The sequence below is a fragment of the Microbacterium sp. KRD172 genome (assembly GCF_017168295.1).
GTDB classification, from domain to species: Bacteria; Actinomycetota; Actinomycetes; order Actinomycetales; family Microbacteriaceae; genus Microbacterium; species Microbacterium profundi.
In genome coordinates, this window is record NZ_JABFAS010000002.1 from 1,801,034 (window position 1) to 1,816,119 (window position 15,086).

Annotated in this window: 17 protein-coding genes; 7 read left to right on the forward strand and 10 right to left on the reverse strand. The window is 63.9% G+C overall.

The window, feature by feature from the left end; genetic code table 11:
* The 3 genes from J1M43_RS09065 to J1M43_RS09075 form a co-directional block, all read left to right on the forward strand.
* A partial coding sequence (locus J1M43_RS09065) for a hypothetical protein (RefSeq protein ID WP_206476507.1) occupies positions 1-271 on the forward strand: 271 nt, incomplete at its 5' end.
* Positions 272-476: 205 nt separating this feature from the next.
* The gene (locus J1M43_RS09070) at positions 477-1,982 is read left to right on the forward strand and encodes a multicopper oxidase family protein (protein ID WP_033107306.1); all 1,506 of its coding nucleotides are present in this window, start codon (positions 477-479) and stop codon (positions 1,980-1,982) included.
* A gap of 124 nt (positions 1,983-2,106) precedes the next feature.
* Positions 2,107-2,595, forward strand: coding sequence for an ISAs1 family transposase (locus J1M43_RS09075; RefSeq protein ID WP_084595853.1), 489 nt, complete (start codon positions 2,107-2,109; stop codon positions 2,593-2,595).
* 316 nt (positions 2,596-2,911) lie between these two features.
* On the opposite strand, the gene J1M43_RS09080 is transcribed toward J1M43_RS09075, so the two are convergent.
* The 5 genes from J1M43_RS09080 to J1M43_RS17170 all read right to left on the reverse strand — a co-directional run bounded on the left by J1M43_RS09080 (position 2,912) and on the right by J1M43_RS17170 (position 6,785).
* A complete protein-coding gene (locus tag J1M43_RS09080; RefSeq protein ID WP_206476508.1) occupies positions 2,912-3,508 on the reverse strand; it encodes a DUF305 domain-containing protein in 597 nt (198 codons plus the stop codon).
* A gap of 156 nt (positions 3,509-3,664) precedes the next feature.
* Complete coding sequence (locus J1M43_RS09085) at positions 3,665-4,066, reverse strand: four-helix bundle copper-binding protein (RefSeq protein WP_206476509.1); 402 nt, start codon at positions 4,064-4,066, stop codon at positions 3,665-3,667.
* A 597-nt stretch (positions 4,067-4,663) separates the two neighbouring features.
* Complete coding sequence (locus J1M43_RS09090) at positions 4,664-5,503, reverse strand: F510_1955 family glycosylhydrolase (RefSeq protein ID WP_206476510.1); 840 nt, start codon at positions 5,501-5,503, stop codon at positions 4,664-4,666.
* Between the two features lie 144 nt (positions 5,504-5,647).
* On the reverse strand, positions 5,648-6,250 hold the full coding sequence (locus J1M43_RS09095) for a DUF305 domain-containing protein (protein ID WP_206476511.1): 603 nt from the start codon (positions 6,248-6,250) through the stop codon (positions 5,648-5,650).
* A 91-nt stretch (positions 6,251-6,341) separates the two neighbouring features.
* Positions 6,342-6,785 carry a DUF6153 family protein gene (locus J1M43_RS17170; protein ID WP_234000216.1) on the reverse strand — a complete coding sequence of 148 codons (444 nt, stop codon included), beginning with the start codon at positions 6,783-6,785 and terminating at the stop codon, positions 6,342-6,344.
* A 167-nt stretch (positions 6,786-6,952) separates the two neighbouring features.
* Here J1M43_RS17170 and J1M43_RS09100 point away from each other — a divergent pair, with 167 nt between their 5' ends.
* The 3 genes from J1M43_RS09100 to J1M43_RS09110 all read left to right on the forward strand — a co-directional run bounded on the left by J1M43_RS09100 (position 6,953) and on the right by J1M43_RS09110 (position 9,837).
* Complete coding sequence (locus J1M43_RS09100) at positions 6,953-7,213, forward strand: YHS domain-containing protein (RefSeq protein WP_206476512.1); 261 nt, start codon at positions 6,953-6,955, stop codon at positions 7,211-7,213.
* A 71-nt stretch (positions 7,214-7,284) separates the two neighbouring features.
* Positions 7,285-9,495: a heavy metal translocating P-type ATPase gene (locus J1M43_RS09105; RefSeq protein ID WP_241245209.1), complete on the forward strand. Its 2,211-nt coding sequence runs from the start codon at positions 7,285-7,287 to the stop codon at positions 9,493-9,495.
* A gap of 21 nt (positions 9,496-9,516) precedes the next feature.
* Positions 9,517-9,837, forward strand: a complete 321-nt coding sequence (locus tag J1M43_RS09110; protein WP_033107036.1) for a metal-sensitive transcriptional regulator — start codon at positions 9,517-9,519, stop codon at positions 9,835-9,837.
* A 297-nt stretch (positions 9,838-10,134) separates the two neighbouring features.
* Here the strand turns inward: J1M43_RS09110 and J1M43_RS09115 are convergent, their stop codons facing one another.
* From J1M43_RS09115 to J1M43_RS09135, 5 genes are all read right to left on the reverse strand, one after another.
* Positions 10,135-10,560, reverse strand: a complete 426-nt coding sequence (locus tag J1M43_RS09115) for a type II toxin-antitoxin system VapC family toxin (RefSeq protein WP_084595851.1) — start codon at positions 10,558-10,560, stop codon at positions 10,135-10,137.
* The gene (locus J1M43_RS09120; protein WP_033107034.1) at positions 10,557-10,823 is read right to left on the reverse strand and encodes a type II toxin-antitoxin system Phd/YefM family antitoxin; all 267 of its coding nucleotides are present in this window, start codon (positions 10,821-10,823) and stop codon (positions 10,557-10,559) included. Before J1M43_RS09120 ends, J1M43_RS09115 begins: the two co-directional genes overlap by 4 nt.
* 253 nt (positions 10,824-11,076) lie before the next feature.
* Positions 11,077-13,434, reverse strand: coding sequence for an excinuclease ABC subunit UvrA (locus J1M43_RS09125; RefSeq protein ID WP_206476513.1), 2,358 nt, complete (start codon positions 13,432-13,434; stop codon positions 11,077-11,079).
* Between the two features lie 45 nt (positions 13,435-13,479).
* On the reverse strand, positions 13,480-13,890 hold the full coding sequence (locus tag J1M43_RS09130) for a VOC family protein (protein ID WP_033107032.1): 411 nt from the start codon (positions 13,888-13,890) through the stop codon (positions 13,480-13,482).
* Positions 13,887-14,294, reverse strand: a complete 408-nt coding sequence (locus tag J1M43_RS09135; protein WP_206477361.1) for a helix-turn-helix transcriptional regulator — start codon at positions 14,292-14,294, stop codon at positions 13,887-13,889. The genes J1M43_RS09130 and J1M43_RS09135 overlap by 4 nt, the downstream gene beginning before the upstream one ends.
* Positions 14,295-14,435: 141 nt before the next feature.
* Between J1M43_RS09135 and J1M43_RS09140 the strand changes: the two genes are divergently transcribed.
* Entirely contained in the window at positions 14,436-15,038 is a 603-nt protein-coding gene (locus tag J1M43_RS09140) for an HdeD family acid-resistance protein (protein ID WP_052167034.1), read from the forward strand.
* Positions 15,039-15,086: the final 48 nt, after the last annotated feature.

Consider the following 15,086-nt stretch of genomic DNA (forward strand, 5'->3'; position numbering starts at 1 on the left):
CGCGTCGGGTGTCGACTCGCACGTGACGCTGCGTGGCCGGATTCTCGCGCTCAAACAGCAGGAAACCAGCCACTACTCTGGCCGGAAAACCCTGCTCAACCGGCCTGTAAACAGTCGATCACACACAACCGACAAGAGCATCCCCGTCCTCCCGGTCCCTCTCGCCGCTGTCCTGCCCGATCTCGGCCCCGCGGCAGAGCCGGGGCCGCCGCTCGAGACCGCTCGCCGGCTCGCGCTGTCCCACCTGGAGCTGTCGATCTCTCGAACGTGAGGCGTAGGGAGCGCCACGGCGGCGCTCCTGCCCCTCGGGGCAGGTCTGACCCTGCCCCGCATCTGCTACGACATCGCGCCCTCATGGCGCTGACCCTCTTCTGAGGGCGCACGAGACCTGCGCGTCCGATCAGCCGTGATCGTCGAACGCACCGGCCGATGTCGTGGCACCGCTCACCATCGACACAGAAGGACATCGTTCAACCATGCACACCGACCTGAACCGCCGCCAGTTCCTCGCTTTCGGCGCACTGACCCTCACCGCCGTCGGCCTCTCCGCATGCGACGCTACCAACAGGCCAAGCTCGTACGTCGGCCCAGACAGCCCCGCTGTCGCAGCGGCAGAGGCGAAGCGCCGCCGCACCGGAACGGTCTTGCAGCGCGCTCTGACCGCCGAGCCGGTCACGCTCGACCTCGGCGGGAAGAGCGCCGAGACCTGGGCCTACCGCGGGGCCTCTGCCGCCGACCCGCTGCGCGGCAACGTCGGCGAGACTTTGAAGGTCGCCCTCACCAACGGCCTCCCCGACCCGACCACCGTGCACTGGCACGGCCTCGCCCTACGCAACGACATGGACGGCGTGCCGAACCTCACGCAGAAGCCGGTCCAGTCGGGCGACACGTTCACCTACGAGTTCGTCCTGCCACATGCCGGCACCTACTGGTTCCACCCGCACGTCGGCGTGCAGCAGGACCGCGGCCTGTATGCGCCGCTGATCATCGACGACCCCAACGAGAAGGCCGACTACGACAAGGAATGGATCGTCGTCCTGGACGACTGGCTCGACGGCGTCACCGCGACGCCTGACCAAGTCCTCAATGAGCTCAGCCAGGGCATGATGGACCACGGCGGCATGGGCACGGGGCCGATGCGGATGGGCAACACCCTGATGGGCGCGACCTCGCCGCTGCTCGGCGGCGACGCCGGCGACGTTTACTACCCCCTCTTCCTCATCAACGGCAAGCCCGCGAACGACCCGCAGACCTTCACCGCCAAGCCCGGGGAGCGGATCCGGCTCCGGATCATCAACGCCGGCGGCGACACCGCCTTCCGGTTCGGCGTCGCCGACCATCCGCTCACCATCACCCACACCGACGGCTTCCCCGTGGAGCCGTACGAGGCCGAGAGCGTCGTGCTCGGCATGGGCGAGCGCTACGACGCGGTCATCACCGCTGGCGACGGCGCGTTCGCCGTCGTCGCCGAAGCCCTCGGCAAGCAGGACCAGGCCCTCGCCGTACTGCGTACCGGATCCGGCAGCGTCCCCGCCAAAGACGTCAAGCTGCCGCAGACGACGACCCCCGCCACCGCGGCCGACCTCAAGGCGACCGGCGCGGTCGCCCTGCCCAAGCGCGCCGTCGACCGCACCATCGTGCTCGAGCTGACCGGGAGCATGAGCAAGTACGACTGGGCCATCAACGGCAGGCGCATGGACATGGAGCAGCCGATGCGCGACGCCCTCGGCATCATCGCCGGGGAGCGGGTGAAGCTGGAGTTCAAGAACTCGACCGAGATGTGGCATCCCATGCACCTGCATGGGCACACCTACCAGCACCTCGGCGGCGGGCCCCGCAAGGACACCTCGATCGTCCTGCCCGGCAAGACCCTCCGCGCCGAGTTCGACGCCGACAACCCCGGCCGCTGGCTCAGCCACTGCCACAACGTCTACCACGGGGAGGCTGGGATGATGACTGCCATCGCCTACCAGCAGAGCTGACCCGTCCCTCGCTGTTGTGCACTGTCACGAGTATCAGAGGAACGGGCGCACCGAGGTCTGACCCTTCGTCTGGCTGGTCGCCTGGTTGTCGTCCACACGTCGGGTTCGGAGACCCCTTTCCGAGATGAAATTTCCGCATCGGGTCCGAAGCGGGGGCCGACGGTATCCGTTGTGGGAAGTGCTCGCGCTCGTGGTGTGCGCGGTCGTGGCGGGATCGCGCACATTCACGGCGATCGTGGAGTGGGCGGCGGACGCGGCCCGATATCGCCCAGTGACCGGATCGCAAAGCGTTCCCACACTCGCCACGATCCACCGGGTCTGCACGACCATCGATGGGGAAGCCCTCGATGCTGCCGTGACCTCGTGGGTGGGAGAGCGCATCGCATCGAGGGCTGTCGCGATCGATGGGAAAGAAGTGCGCGGCGCGAAGAACGGCACCGGATCGCCGGTGTTCCTGATGGCAGCGCTGGATCACGACACGGGGACAGTCATCGGGCAGGAATCCATCGGAGAGAAGACGAACGAGATCCCGCCCTTCGCCGCCCTGGTCGACCAGCTCGGAGACGTGAGAGGGCTCATCGTCACACGCACCGTGATGACCTTATCGACATAGATCGTGCCCGGAACGTCGCGGGATTCCAACGCGGGGCGCAGCGCCGCGGTGGTCGCTCTGGGAGAGCGTGACTTCTGAGGGCAATTCGTTTACTACTGGTGACCCGGCGTGATCGTGACCGGCGTATTCGCTGTCGAGAACGCCCGTCCGGCGCTCCGCCGGATACCTACCACACGAGTTTCGGTGCGGATAAGTTTCGGCGGGTCACACTTCGGCGTGTCGCGTGTTGACGGTCATCATCGGCGTGGCCACCACAAACGATCGTTTCCGGCAGGCTCTCGGATCACAAGCCATGATCGATTATCGCTACCAATCGTCATCCGTCGTCCGAGCACTGGCGGTCGGCTGCCCGTTCGAAGTCTGGAACGGGTCGGTCTTGCGCGTCCTCGGCCGTCAGCGCGAGTCCGTTGCTTTCGATGTCGGCGATGAGCCAGTCCATTTCGAGGATCTCTCGGCGCTGCGCTTCGCTGATTTCAACCGCAAGTTCGCAGACGCGGACATCCTGCAGCTGTGCTCGCTCGGATCGGGTGATCGCGAGCGAGTGATGCGGAATCATTGCGCGCATGTACGCGGTGTCGTCGACGGTGATCTGGCTGCGGTCGAGGGCGATGCCTCCTCCGAGGAGGAGAACGCTGACGATGACGACCGCGATGTTCGCTGTCCTGTGCTTGTACATGTTGAGCATCCAGGCCAGCATGACCAGCCCCATGGCGCCGCCCATAGTGAGCGCCATGAAGACGCGGCTTTCGCTGAAGCGTATGTGCCCCCATTCCCACACTCCAGCGAACATCGTCCAATACATCACGACCATGCCGGTGAGAATCATCGCCGCGAATCGCAAGTACATCGTCAGCGATCCGTGCTTTTTCGCCCCCGCTTGTCGTCCATTTGTTTCGTGCGCGTCCTTCGACATATGCCTCACCTGTTCGTCTCGGCTCGTTGCGCGGTAGCGCGATTGATGACGACGTGCGGGGCAAGAGCGCTCGCTAGTCTGCTTCGGCTTGGTCAACGGGCATCACTGGATTGATGCGGGTAGCGAAGAACTGCACGACGCCGTCGAGGTGGCTATTCAGAGGGTTGCGAGGAGCGCGGCGCAGGCGTCTTCGCATCGCCGGCAGGCCGCAGCACACACCGTGCAGTGTTCGTGCATCGTGTGCTTCTCGCACTCGTCGGCGCAGCTCGCGCATGCCGTGCGGCACGCTTCGAGGGTTGCGCGGGTGAGGTTGGCGTCGTACCAGGTGTGCCTGGACAGAATGCGTCCGGTGGTTTCGCAGAGGTCGGCGCAGTCCAGGTTCGTGCGGATGCACTTCGTCAGCTCGGCAACCATTTCCTCGCTCAGGCACGCGTCGGCGCATGCGGTGCATGATTGCGCGCACTCAACGCACGCCTCGATACACTCCACGAGCACCTTCCGGTCAGCCTGGCCAAGGTCCTTCGGGTAGGTGCGGAGCATTTCCGCCGCGACAGTCATAGTGGCTCCTCTCGTCATTGTGGAGTCTTCAAACTACGACCACGCTTCGCTCCCGAGGACCCCGTTGACTTACTCCGAGAGGGCATGGTACTTCAGCGGCAGATCATCGTCGCAGCGATTGCAGTGCGGTGACGACTATTCCGTTTCTGCAGCGTGACTGGGTGGAGTTCGAAGGATCAGAGCCAGGGCGGCAATGACCATGATTACGGCGATGTCAAAGCTGGCGATCGTGTACGTCCACCAAGCGACGTCGGTCGATTGGGCATCACTGATCAGATGCGCGAGCGCGAGGGCTGGACCGCAGATCAAGAGCATATATCCAAGACGCACGAGCCTTCGATGCGTCCGCTCCGCGGGACTGCGAGGCGAAGGCGCGCCGGGTGAGGACGAGTGCACGGCCGTCAGATGATGCAGCGGGTCGAAGGGTGACCTGGAGCCGGTGGGGGTCATCAGAAGATCGCTCCAATCGCGAGAAAACTAGCAGCGGCGAGGAGGGCAACGGCGATCGTCGCCACGATGACGAACAACACGAGGTTCCGAAAGGGGTTCTTGGGCGCTTTCACGAGGAATCCTTGGGCACGGGCCTTTGCGCCCGCGTTATTGGGCGGGACTCAGCACAGTGGTGCTGTCCGGTGAGACTTCAACGATGCCCCGGTCATCGACGAGGATGACGCGGTCGTCGATGACCGTGAGGGCTTGAACGGCGCCTTGGAGCGATTCGAGCTGATGCCAGGTTCCATTTTCATCCTCTGTCCACAGGACGCCATCGGTGCCTGCGCCGACAAGAGTGCCATCGGTGCGAGCCTCCAGTGCGTAGAGCACAGGTGTTCCGTCGACTGGAGTGAATGTGTTACCGCCGTCGCTGCTGAAGAGAACGCCATCTTCGGCTGCAGCGTACAAACCGGATTCGGTGACCGCGAGATCAGCGGCGCCGAGGGATGCACGCTCCGTCCAGTTGTTTCCCTCGTCTGTGCTGGTGAGCAGGTTCATTTGGCTAGAGGGGACGCCGTAGAGGGTGCCGTCCGGGGCCGCGGTGAGGATGTGGAAGTCGGTGGTTCCGTTGAGAGCAATAGGCGACCAAGTGTTCCCGTTGTCGTCGCTGCGGATGATGCCGAGGTTGGGTGATCCGAGTTCTGCCGGGGTCTTTTCGTCGGGATGCCCGGAGGTGAACAGCGCGTTTCCCGAGACCGTGAATCCCATGGCGTCGAAGGCGTGACCGCCGATCGGGCCAGAGATATCCCCATCGGGTGTGAGAGTGAAGATTCCGTTGTGCGTGGCCACCAGCAGATCATCGCCCCGGGGATCTTCAGCGATGCCGTGGATGTGGTCGATGCGGGGAGCTGAGTCCGGGTTGCCGAGCGGTGTCGCGGTGCATCCGGTGGCGACAGCCGCCAGGACGGTCACGGTGACGGTTGCGAGAAGGAGTGAGCGTTTCATGATGGTTTCCGTTAGGGGCCTCAAGCGGGCCTGGCTTCACGACGCGCAGCAAGAGCACGCCGACGTCTGACTGCTGCCGCAATAGGGCAGCACGGATGACAGGTCCGGGCGGGGCGATCGGATACCGGCCGGCCCGGAGGATTCCTACAGCTGGCCGAGGAGTTCCTGCATCGTGGCGATCTCCGCCGTCTGGTCGTCGATCACCTGTTGCGCGAGCTCGAGGACGTCCGGGTTCTGCGCATCATCAAGCGCCGTCTGCGCCATGTCGACGGCACCTTCGTGGTGCACGATCATCTGCTCCAGGAACAGGCTGTTCGCCTCGACAGCATCCGCGCTCTCCAACATGGTCATGTCCTCTTCGGACATCATGCTGTCGTCACCGCCGATCGAACCGTGATCCATGCCTCCCATGGAGTCGTACTCCACACCCCAGTCTTCGAGCCATCCGAGCATCTTGTCGATCTCGGGGCCCTGCGCCGCCTTGATCTGCTCGGCAAGTTCCACCACGCGTGAGTCGGCACCGTCTTTAGCGAGCAGCATGTCGGCCATCTCGATCGCCTGTTCGTGATGAGGGATCATCATCGTGACGAACATCTCGTCAGCCTCGTTCGCTGCCGAAGTCGACGACGACTGAGACGGGGAGGTGGATTCGCTGGACGGTGCCGTGCTGTTGTCAGCGCAGCCGGTGAGAACCAGCGCAAGGGTCAGTACACCCGTACTGACAGCAACGGGAATCTTCTTATTCATGGTTGTTCCTTCGAAACGTCGTGTGAGGGTTCGCAAATGATAGTGCCAGACGGCGCCAGGAATCCGACCCATCATGGTCGGCGGCGACTACTCAGGTGCGACTTATCGAAAGAAACGTCAGCGAGGGTGCCCGGGGAAGGATCCCGATCGCTTCCCACCTCACCAGGCTTACGGCACGGTGAAGGGGCAGCCCGTGACGCTGAATCAATATCGGAGGGAGGAGGAGAAGCAGACCGGCAAGCAACGCCAGCACGCACGCAGTGAGCATCTCGTTGTGACCCTGCCCATGTCCGATGCTCACATGACACGCACCCTCACACGCGGTGGACTCGCTCGCGACGGTTGACGCCGCTACGGTGGCAGGCTCCTCCCCGGCTGCGGAGTGGGTGAGTCCGACGGATCCGTGTCCCGCAGGTTCGGAGGTGAAGGTGTGCATCGCCACCAAGCCGACGATAACCATCAGCGTGGCCCCGCCGAGCATCAACAACGCGCGCAACGACAACTGCGGACGTTCGCCACGAACTGCGACGTGCATGCTCGGCCTCCTCCATTCAGTCCAGGATGCTAACACCACGATCTATGCAGCCGCCCGCCTGATCCTTCAGCGCACCATGTACATCCTGGTGCTGAATACCCCTAGGGGGTATATTATTAGGCATACCGCCGCCGCACTCCGGTGTTTGAGAGAAAGAGGAACAAACCATGTCCGACTCCACTGGATCCTGCTGCAGCCGCAACAGCCACGGTTCTGTCGACGCCGAAGGACGCAAGGATCTCTTCACCCCGCCCGCGGAGGATCTCGCCGAATGTCCTGTGATGGTAGGCAGCACCGTCATCAAGGCGGATGCAGAAGCTGCCGGCCTGTACCGCGATTACGACGGCACCCGGTACTACTTCTGCTGCGCCGGATGCGGGCCCGCGTTCGACGCCGACCCGGCTAAGTACGCCACCGCTGCTGCCTGACACTGTTTCACCGTGCGGGACACGCCACACAAGTCAGCCCCACGGTTCTCAATTCCGAGGAGGATAGGTCCATGAGCCACTCGCGTAACGACGGCGCGGAGCACACCCACGCCCACCACGACCACGCGGCGTCCACCCCCGCAGTGACGACCGAAACTGACCACGATGCGCACGCGGGACATCAAGCAATGGCGCATGCACCGCAGTCAGACGCGGCCGCGCACAGTCATAGAGACCACGGAAGCGACGACGCGCCCTCCGGTCACAACACCCACGCTGGACACGGCGGTCACGCGGGTCACGGTGACCACGTCGGGCAGTTCCGTCGCCTGTTCTGGATCATGCTCGTCCTCGCCGTCCCCACGGTCGCGTTGTCGGGCATGTTCTCGATGATCCTCGGCTACACCCTCCCCGATATTCCGGGTCTGTCATGGGTATCCCCGGTGCTGGGCACTGTCATGTACGCGTGGGGTGGAAAGCCGTTCCTCATCGGTGCAGTCAGCGAGCTCCGCGCTCGCAAGCCCGGCATGATGCTGCTCATTGGCCTCGCGATCACCGTCGCGTTCGCCGCCTCCTGGGGCGCGACGCTCGGCGTGCTCCATCACGAACTCGACTTCTGGTGGGAACTCGCCCTCCTCATCGTCATCATGCTTCTCGGGCACTGGATCGAGATGCGCTCCCTCGCCCAGACGACTTCCGCACTGGACTCGCTCGCCGCGCTACTCCCCGACGAAGCGGAACGTGTCGAGAATGATCAAGTCGTGGTTGTCGCACCGTCCGACCTCGTCGTCGGTGACGTCGTCATCGTACGCCCGGGTGGCAGCGTCCCCGCGGACGGGCGCATCGTCGAGGGACGCGCATCAATGGACGAGTCCATGGTCACGGGCGAATCCCGCACCGTGGAGCGCAGCAGTGGCGACTCCGTCATCGCGGGTACCGTTGCCACCGACTCCGGGCTTCGTGTCGAGATCACCGCGATCGGCGATGAAACCACTCTTGCCGGCATCCAACGTCTCGTCACTGAGGCGCAAAGCTCGTCTTCTCGTGCTCAGCGCCTCGCTGACACGGCTGCCGGATGGTTGTTCTGGTTCGCCCTGGGTGCTGCGGCGATCACCGCGATCGTCTGGACGTTGGTCGGCTTGCCTGACGCGGCTGTCATCCGCACCATCACCGTCCTCGTCATCGCCTGCCCGCACGCGCTGGGCCTGGCCATCCCGCTGGTCGTCTCCATCGCCACCGAGCGCGCCGCCCGGGGCGGCGTGCTCGTCAAGGACCGGCTCGCGCTCGAAAGCATGCGCACCATCGATACAGTGCTGTTCGACAAGACCGGCACCCTCACCAAGGGCGAGCCCGTCGTCTCAGAGGTCTCCGTTGCCGATGGCGCCGACCCTGACCGGGTGCTCGCGCTGGCGGCCGCCGCAGAGGCCGACAGCGAGCACCCGCTCGCGAAGGCCATCGTCCGCGCGGCCGCCGACAGGAAGCTCACCGTCCCCCGAAGCGTCGAGTTCACCTCGTCACCTGCTGTGGGCGTCACAGCGACCGTTGAGGGGAAGATCATCCGAGTCGGGGGACCTCATCTGCTGTCCGAGGAGAACGCCGATGAGCTTCCGGTCGCCGATCATTGGCGCGCGGATGGCGCGATCATCCTCCATGTCATCCAGGACGGGCGCGTCGTCGGAGCCCTGAAGCTCGCCGACGAGGTGCGTTCGGAATCCCGGGAAGCCGTCGACGCCCTTCACGCGCTCGGCGTGCAGGTCGTAATGATCACCGGCGACGCGGAAGCCGTGGCGCAGGCCGTCGCACAAGACCTCGGCATCGACCGCGTCTTCGCCGGAGTACGCCCGGAGGACAAGGCCGCAAAGGTCCAACAACTCCAGAACGAGGGACGTAAGGTCGCAATGGTCGGCGACGGCGTCAACGACGCCCCTGCCCTCGCGCAGGCCGACGTTGGGCTGGCGATCGGTGCGGGCACGGACGTTGCGATCGCGTCGGCTGGTGTCATCCTCGCAAGCGACGACCCCCGCTCGGTACTCTCCGTGATCGAACTGTCACGGGCTTCGTACCGGAAGATGAAGCAGAATCTCTGGTGGGCTGCCGGATACAACATCATCTCCGTCCCCCTCGCCGCCGGCGTCCTCGCCCCAATCGGATTCGTGCTCCCGATGTCGGTCGGAGCGATCCTCATGTCACTATCCACCATCGTCGTCGCTCTCAACGCACAACTGCTGCGCCGACTCGACCTCCGCCCCGACACCACGACCCGCGTCATCCTGAACCGCTGACCACAACCGCCGGAGATCCAGATGACTGATACCACCGTCCCTACAACATCCTGCAACCACGCAGAGCACGAGTACATCACGGACAAAGCCCGCTACCTTGCTCGCCTCAAACGCATCGAAGGACAATCACGCGGCATCCACCGCATGGTCGAGGACGAGAAGTACTGCATTGACATCCTCACTCAGATCTCCGCACTGACCAGCGCCTTGCAGAGCGTAGCCGTCGGGCTCCTCGAAGACCACCTGCGCCACTGTGTGGCAGATGCAGCTCGCGCCAGCAGCGACATCGCCGAAGAGAAGGTCCGGGAAGCGTCTCAGGCGATCGCCCGCCTCGTTCGCTGACTCGCGGCAGATTCGAAAGTGCCCGGACCGGTGAAGCGCAAGCAGCTCGATTCCTCGTGCGCATGTACTCGCGCCGGCTGTGTCGGCCTGCATGATGACGACGGCATTCGAGTCCTCGCATGCGTCCAGGCACCGCGAAACCACTACTCCGGCAGCCGATCAGAGCCACTGCGCGCTCGCGCGCCGGAAACGATCGTGTCGGTGGACCGCGCAGATCAGAGCGGGAGAGTGCATCCAATGCGAACATGTCAGCTTCGAGCTGACATAATGTGCATTATCGGCGTTTCCGATTCGAGCTCATTCAGCAACATCCGCCACAGTGAGACCCGCCTCCAGCCAAGCTCGCAGCAAGGCGCGATCGCCGCTGGCCGATACGGCGTCAACGCCAGCAGCACTGATCGCACTGGCGCAATGTACGGCGTCGTACCCACGAAGTCGGAACTCTCGCGCACAATCCGCAGCGCTGAGCATCAACAGTTCGTCCAACTCCACAACACTGACATCGCTCCACAGGATGTCGAGCAAGACTCGTGCCTCGTCGGCTTCGGTCTGATCTATCCGTGACGCACGAACCGCCGAGGCTATCGCCGCCGCGACCTCGACATACGTCGCTCGGGCTGAAACAAACGCACTGGCGCTGTCCCACAGGTGACGACATCGAGTGGATGTCGGTTCGTCGAAAACGAGCGGGACGACTGCCGATGCATCGACATACAAGATCACCGACGTTGCTCGATGACCAGATCGCTGATCGTGACGCCCGGACGCAACTTGATCGGCTCTGGTAGCTTTCTGCGTCCCGACGTGTTCGTCGGGGGTGTTACCCGCCCCTCGGCGATCAACCGCTCCAGCGGGCTCCCCTGATCAATGGGTACGAGCCGCGCGACGGGCCTGCCGTGATCGGTAACGGTGATCTCGTCGCCGCCACGCACGTCAGCGAGATAGCGACTGAGGCCATCCCTCAGTTCTCTGACTCCGACGTTCATGGCCGCTCCCGTATTTGTGGCGCTTAATAATCTCCAGTATAGCCACATTCCACGTCATTTCACTGCTCGTCGCTCACGAGGCCGAGATCATCCAGCGCGTCGTGAGCGACTGGTCCGATGGACACGCGCACGAAGTACAGCTTTACCGCTTCCCCAGTGAGAGTGCACTCGACGGCTTCCTCGCCGACCCCCGACGCCAGGATCTCTCAGCCGAGCGTGACCGCGTCATCGCACTCACCCAGTTGTTCCCAGTTCACGCCCCGACGTACTGCGCGAGGTGCTCCCCTGTCAGCGTCGACTTCGCGGCGACGAGATCGGAAGGCACGCCCTCGAACACCACGCGTCCGCCGTCGTGACCGGCGCCGGGGCCGATGTCGATGATCCAGTCGGCGTGTGTCATCACAGCCTGATGATGTTCGATCACGATGACCGTCTTGCCGGCATCCACAAGGCGATCGAGCAGCCCGAGGATCTTGTCGACGTCGGCGAGGTGCAGGCCCGTGGTCGGCTCGTCGAGCACGTAGACATCGCCTTTCTCCCCCATCTGGATCGCCAATTTCACACGCTGGCGTTCTCCACCCGACAGCGTCGACAGCGGCTGACCGAGCGACAGGTACCCGAGTCCGACATCCTCGAGCCGTCCGAGGATCGCACCGACCGCAGGAATCTTCGCTTCACCATCAGAGAAGAACTGCCGCGCTTCGGAGACCGGCAGATCCAGCACCTCGGTGATGTCCTTGCCGGCCAACTTGTACTCGAGCACGCCGGCCTGGAAGCGCTTGCCTCCGCAGTCCTCGCACGGCGTCTCAATGGTGTCCATGAAACCGAGTTGGGTGACGATGACGCCTGAGCCCTTGCACGACGGGCACGCACCCTCGGAGTTCGCGCTGAACAGAGCCGGCTTCACACCGTTCGCCTTCGCGAACGCCTTGCGGATCGGTTCGAGCATTCCGGTGTAAGTCGCAGGATTACTGCGGCGAGATCCCTTGATCGCGCCCTGATCGATCACCACCACACCCTCGCGACCAGACACGGACCCGTGGATCAGTGAGCTCTTGCCGGAACCGGCCACACCCGTGATCACCGTCAGCACGCCGGTCGGGATGTCGACATCCACGTCCTGCAGATTGTTCTCGTCGGCGCCGCGCACTTCGATCGCGCCGTTCTTCGCGCGCACGCTCGACTTCAGGGACGCACGGTCGTCGAGGTGAGCCCCGGTGAGCGTGCCACTCGCACGCAGACCGTCGAGAGTTCCTTCGAAGCAGACCTCTCCCCCGGCGGAGCCGGCGCCCGGTCCGAGATCGACGACACGGTCGGCGATCGCGATCGTCTCCGGCTTGTGCTCGACGACCAGCACGGTGTTGCCCTTGTCGCGCAACTGCAGCAGCAGCGTGTTCATGCGCTGGATGTCGTGCGGGTGAAGACCGATCGTCGGCTCGTCGAACACGTACGTGACATCGGTGAGTGATGAGCCGAGGTGACGCAGCATCTTGATGCGCTGCGCCTCTCCCCCGGACAGCGTGCCGGACGGACGATCAAGGCTCAGATATCCGAGACCGAGAGTGACGAACGCCTCGAGATTCGCGCTGAGCGCCGTCAACAGCGGCCCGGCCTCCGGCAGATCAAGTCCGCGCACCCATCCGGCGAGGTCGGTGACCTGCATCCGGCACGCATCCGCGATGCTCACTCCGGCTATCTTCGATGACCGTGCACCCTCGGTGAGGCGCGTGCCGTCGCACTCGGGACACGTCGCGAAGGTCGCGACCCGCTCGACGAACGCACGGATGTGCGGCTGCAGTGCCTCGATGTCCTTCGAGAGCATCGCCTTGGTGATCTTCGGGATGAGGCCCTCGTAGGTCATGTTGATGCCCGAGATCTTCACCTTGGTGACCTCGCCGTAGAGGAAGAGATGACGCTGCTTCTCGGTGAAGTCCGCGATCGGTTTGTCCGCAGGGTACAAACCCGATTGCGAGAACCCCTTCACCATCCACCCGTCGGCGGTGTACCCGGGCACCATGATGGCGCCCTCATCCAGCGACTTCGACTCGTCCACGATCTGCGCGAGATCGAGGTCGGAGACCGCTCCCCTGCCCTCACACCTCGGGCACATGCCACCGAGGTAGATGGCATCCTTCACGATCTTCTTCTCACCGCCCGGCCCGGTCATCACGCCACTGGCCTTCTGGGTGGGGATGTTGAAAGAGAACGCCGTCGGCCCGCCGATGTACGGCTGCCCGAGCTTGCTGAACAGGATGCGCAGCATCGCGTTCGCATCGGTGACGGTGCCGACTGTGGACCGCGGGTTCGCTCCGAGGCGCTCCTGATCGACGATGATCGAGGTCGTGAGGCCCTCGAGTACATCGACATCCGGTCGCGGAACCGAGGGCATGAATCCCTGCACGAAAGCGCTGTAGGTCTCATCGATCATGCGTCTTGACTCTGCGGCGATGGTGTCGAACACCAGCGAACTCTTGCCGGAACCGGACACCCCGGTGAATACCGTGAGCCGCCGCTTCGGGATATCGACGCTGATGTCTTTGAGATTGTTCTCTCGTGCGCCCTGTACGCGGATCAGGTCGTGGGAGTCGGCTGTGTGCGAAACGTCGGCCATCGTGTTCTTTCTGCGAGTGGGTCAGGACTGCGGGTGAGCGACGCGTCAGGCGGCCTGGTTGATACGGAGCAGGTTGCCGGCGGGGTCGCGCACGGCGCAGTCGCGCTCACCGTACGGCTGATCCATCGGCTCCTGCACGATGTCGGCGCGGCGGGAGACGAGTTGGTCGAACAGTGCGTCGAGGTCATCGCTCGCCAACGTGAGCGCCCCGTAGCTGCCTTTCGCGATGAGTTCCAGGATCGTGCGTCGCTCGTCGTCGCTGAGACCCGGATCGGTTGCGGGCGGATGCAGGACGATCGACGTCTGCGGCTGGCCGACAGGACCGACGGTCAGCCAGCGCATGCCGTCGTAGCCGACGTCTTTGCGCAGTTCGAATCCGAGCGCATCGCGATAGAAGCCGAGGGCCGCGTCGGCATCTGTATGAGGAAGGAACGCGTAGTGGATGGTGATGTTCATGATGCCCAGGTTAGGTTGGCGTCGGTGCGCGGCGCTTCTTGATTCCTGATCGGTCTCGTGACGTGCTTGATCTGGAAGTTCGGGATGCCGGAGACATCGGCCGCGCGTTCGCGATACACACTCGGCGGCACACCGACGAGTTCGGTGAAACGTGTACTGAACGTGCCGAGCGATGACGATCCGACCTCGAAGCACACCTCCGTCACGCTGAGATCGCCGCGCCGTAGAAGCGCCATCGCGCGTTCCACCCTTCGAGTCATCAGATACGAGTACGGCGCTTCGCCGTAGGTCGCCTTGAACTGTCTGCTCAAGTGCCCCGCCGACATGTGCACGCCACGCGCGAGTGCCTCGACATCGAGAGGACTCGCATGTTCACGATCGATGCGATCGCGAACATGGCGCATGGCCACCAGTTCGCGCAATCGATCTTGATCGACAGTCTGTGTCACCACATTTCATACTCCCACGGACCGGCGACATTTCAATCGCCGTGCGCGCTACGCTGGGCGAATCCTCACAGGACCTTCTCAGAAAGGCTGTCCCCCATGTCTGGAACGCTCTCCGAAGCGAAGTCGCTGTTCAAGTCGATCCGCATCACCCTCGCCGTCTTCGGAGCCATCGCACTGATCGCCGGAATCGTCCTCCTCGTCTGGCCGTTGAAGACGGCTGTGCTGGTGACCGGGATCATCGCGGCATACCTGATCCTCGCCGGCATCGTCTACGTCGGACTCGGGATCTTCTCAGGCCAGAAGGGCGGCTGGGCGCGAGTCGGTCACATCGTGCTCGGTGTGCTCTACATCGCTGCAGGCATCATCGCGTTCACGAACCTCGCGGCCGTCACGGCCACGTTGGCGTTCATCACCGTGATCTTCATCGGCATCAGCTGGATCGTCGACGGCATCGTCTCGCTCACGCTGCTCAACAAGGACGGCTCGAGGGTCTGGACGATCATCTACGCGATCCTCAGCATCATCGCCGGCATCATCGTGATCTTCTCCCCGCTGCTCGCCGTTGTCGCGCTCTGGTGGATCCTCGGCATCACGCTCGTCGTGCTCGGCATCATCCAGATCGTCCGGGCCATCACGCTCGGGCGTGATGAGAAGGCGGCCACTGCGGAGTTCACGGCGAATGCGGCTCCGGCCGAGTAGAGCCGCCGGACGTCGAAACGGCCCCGTCCTGCGCGATGCAGGACGGGG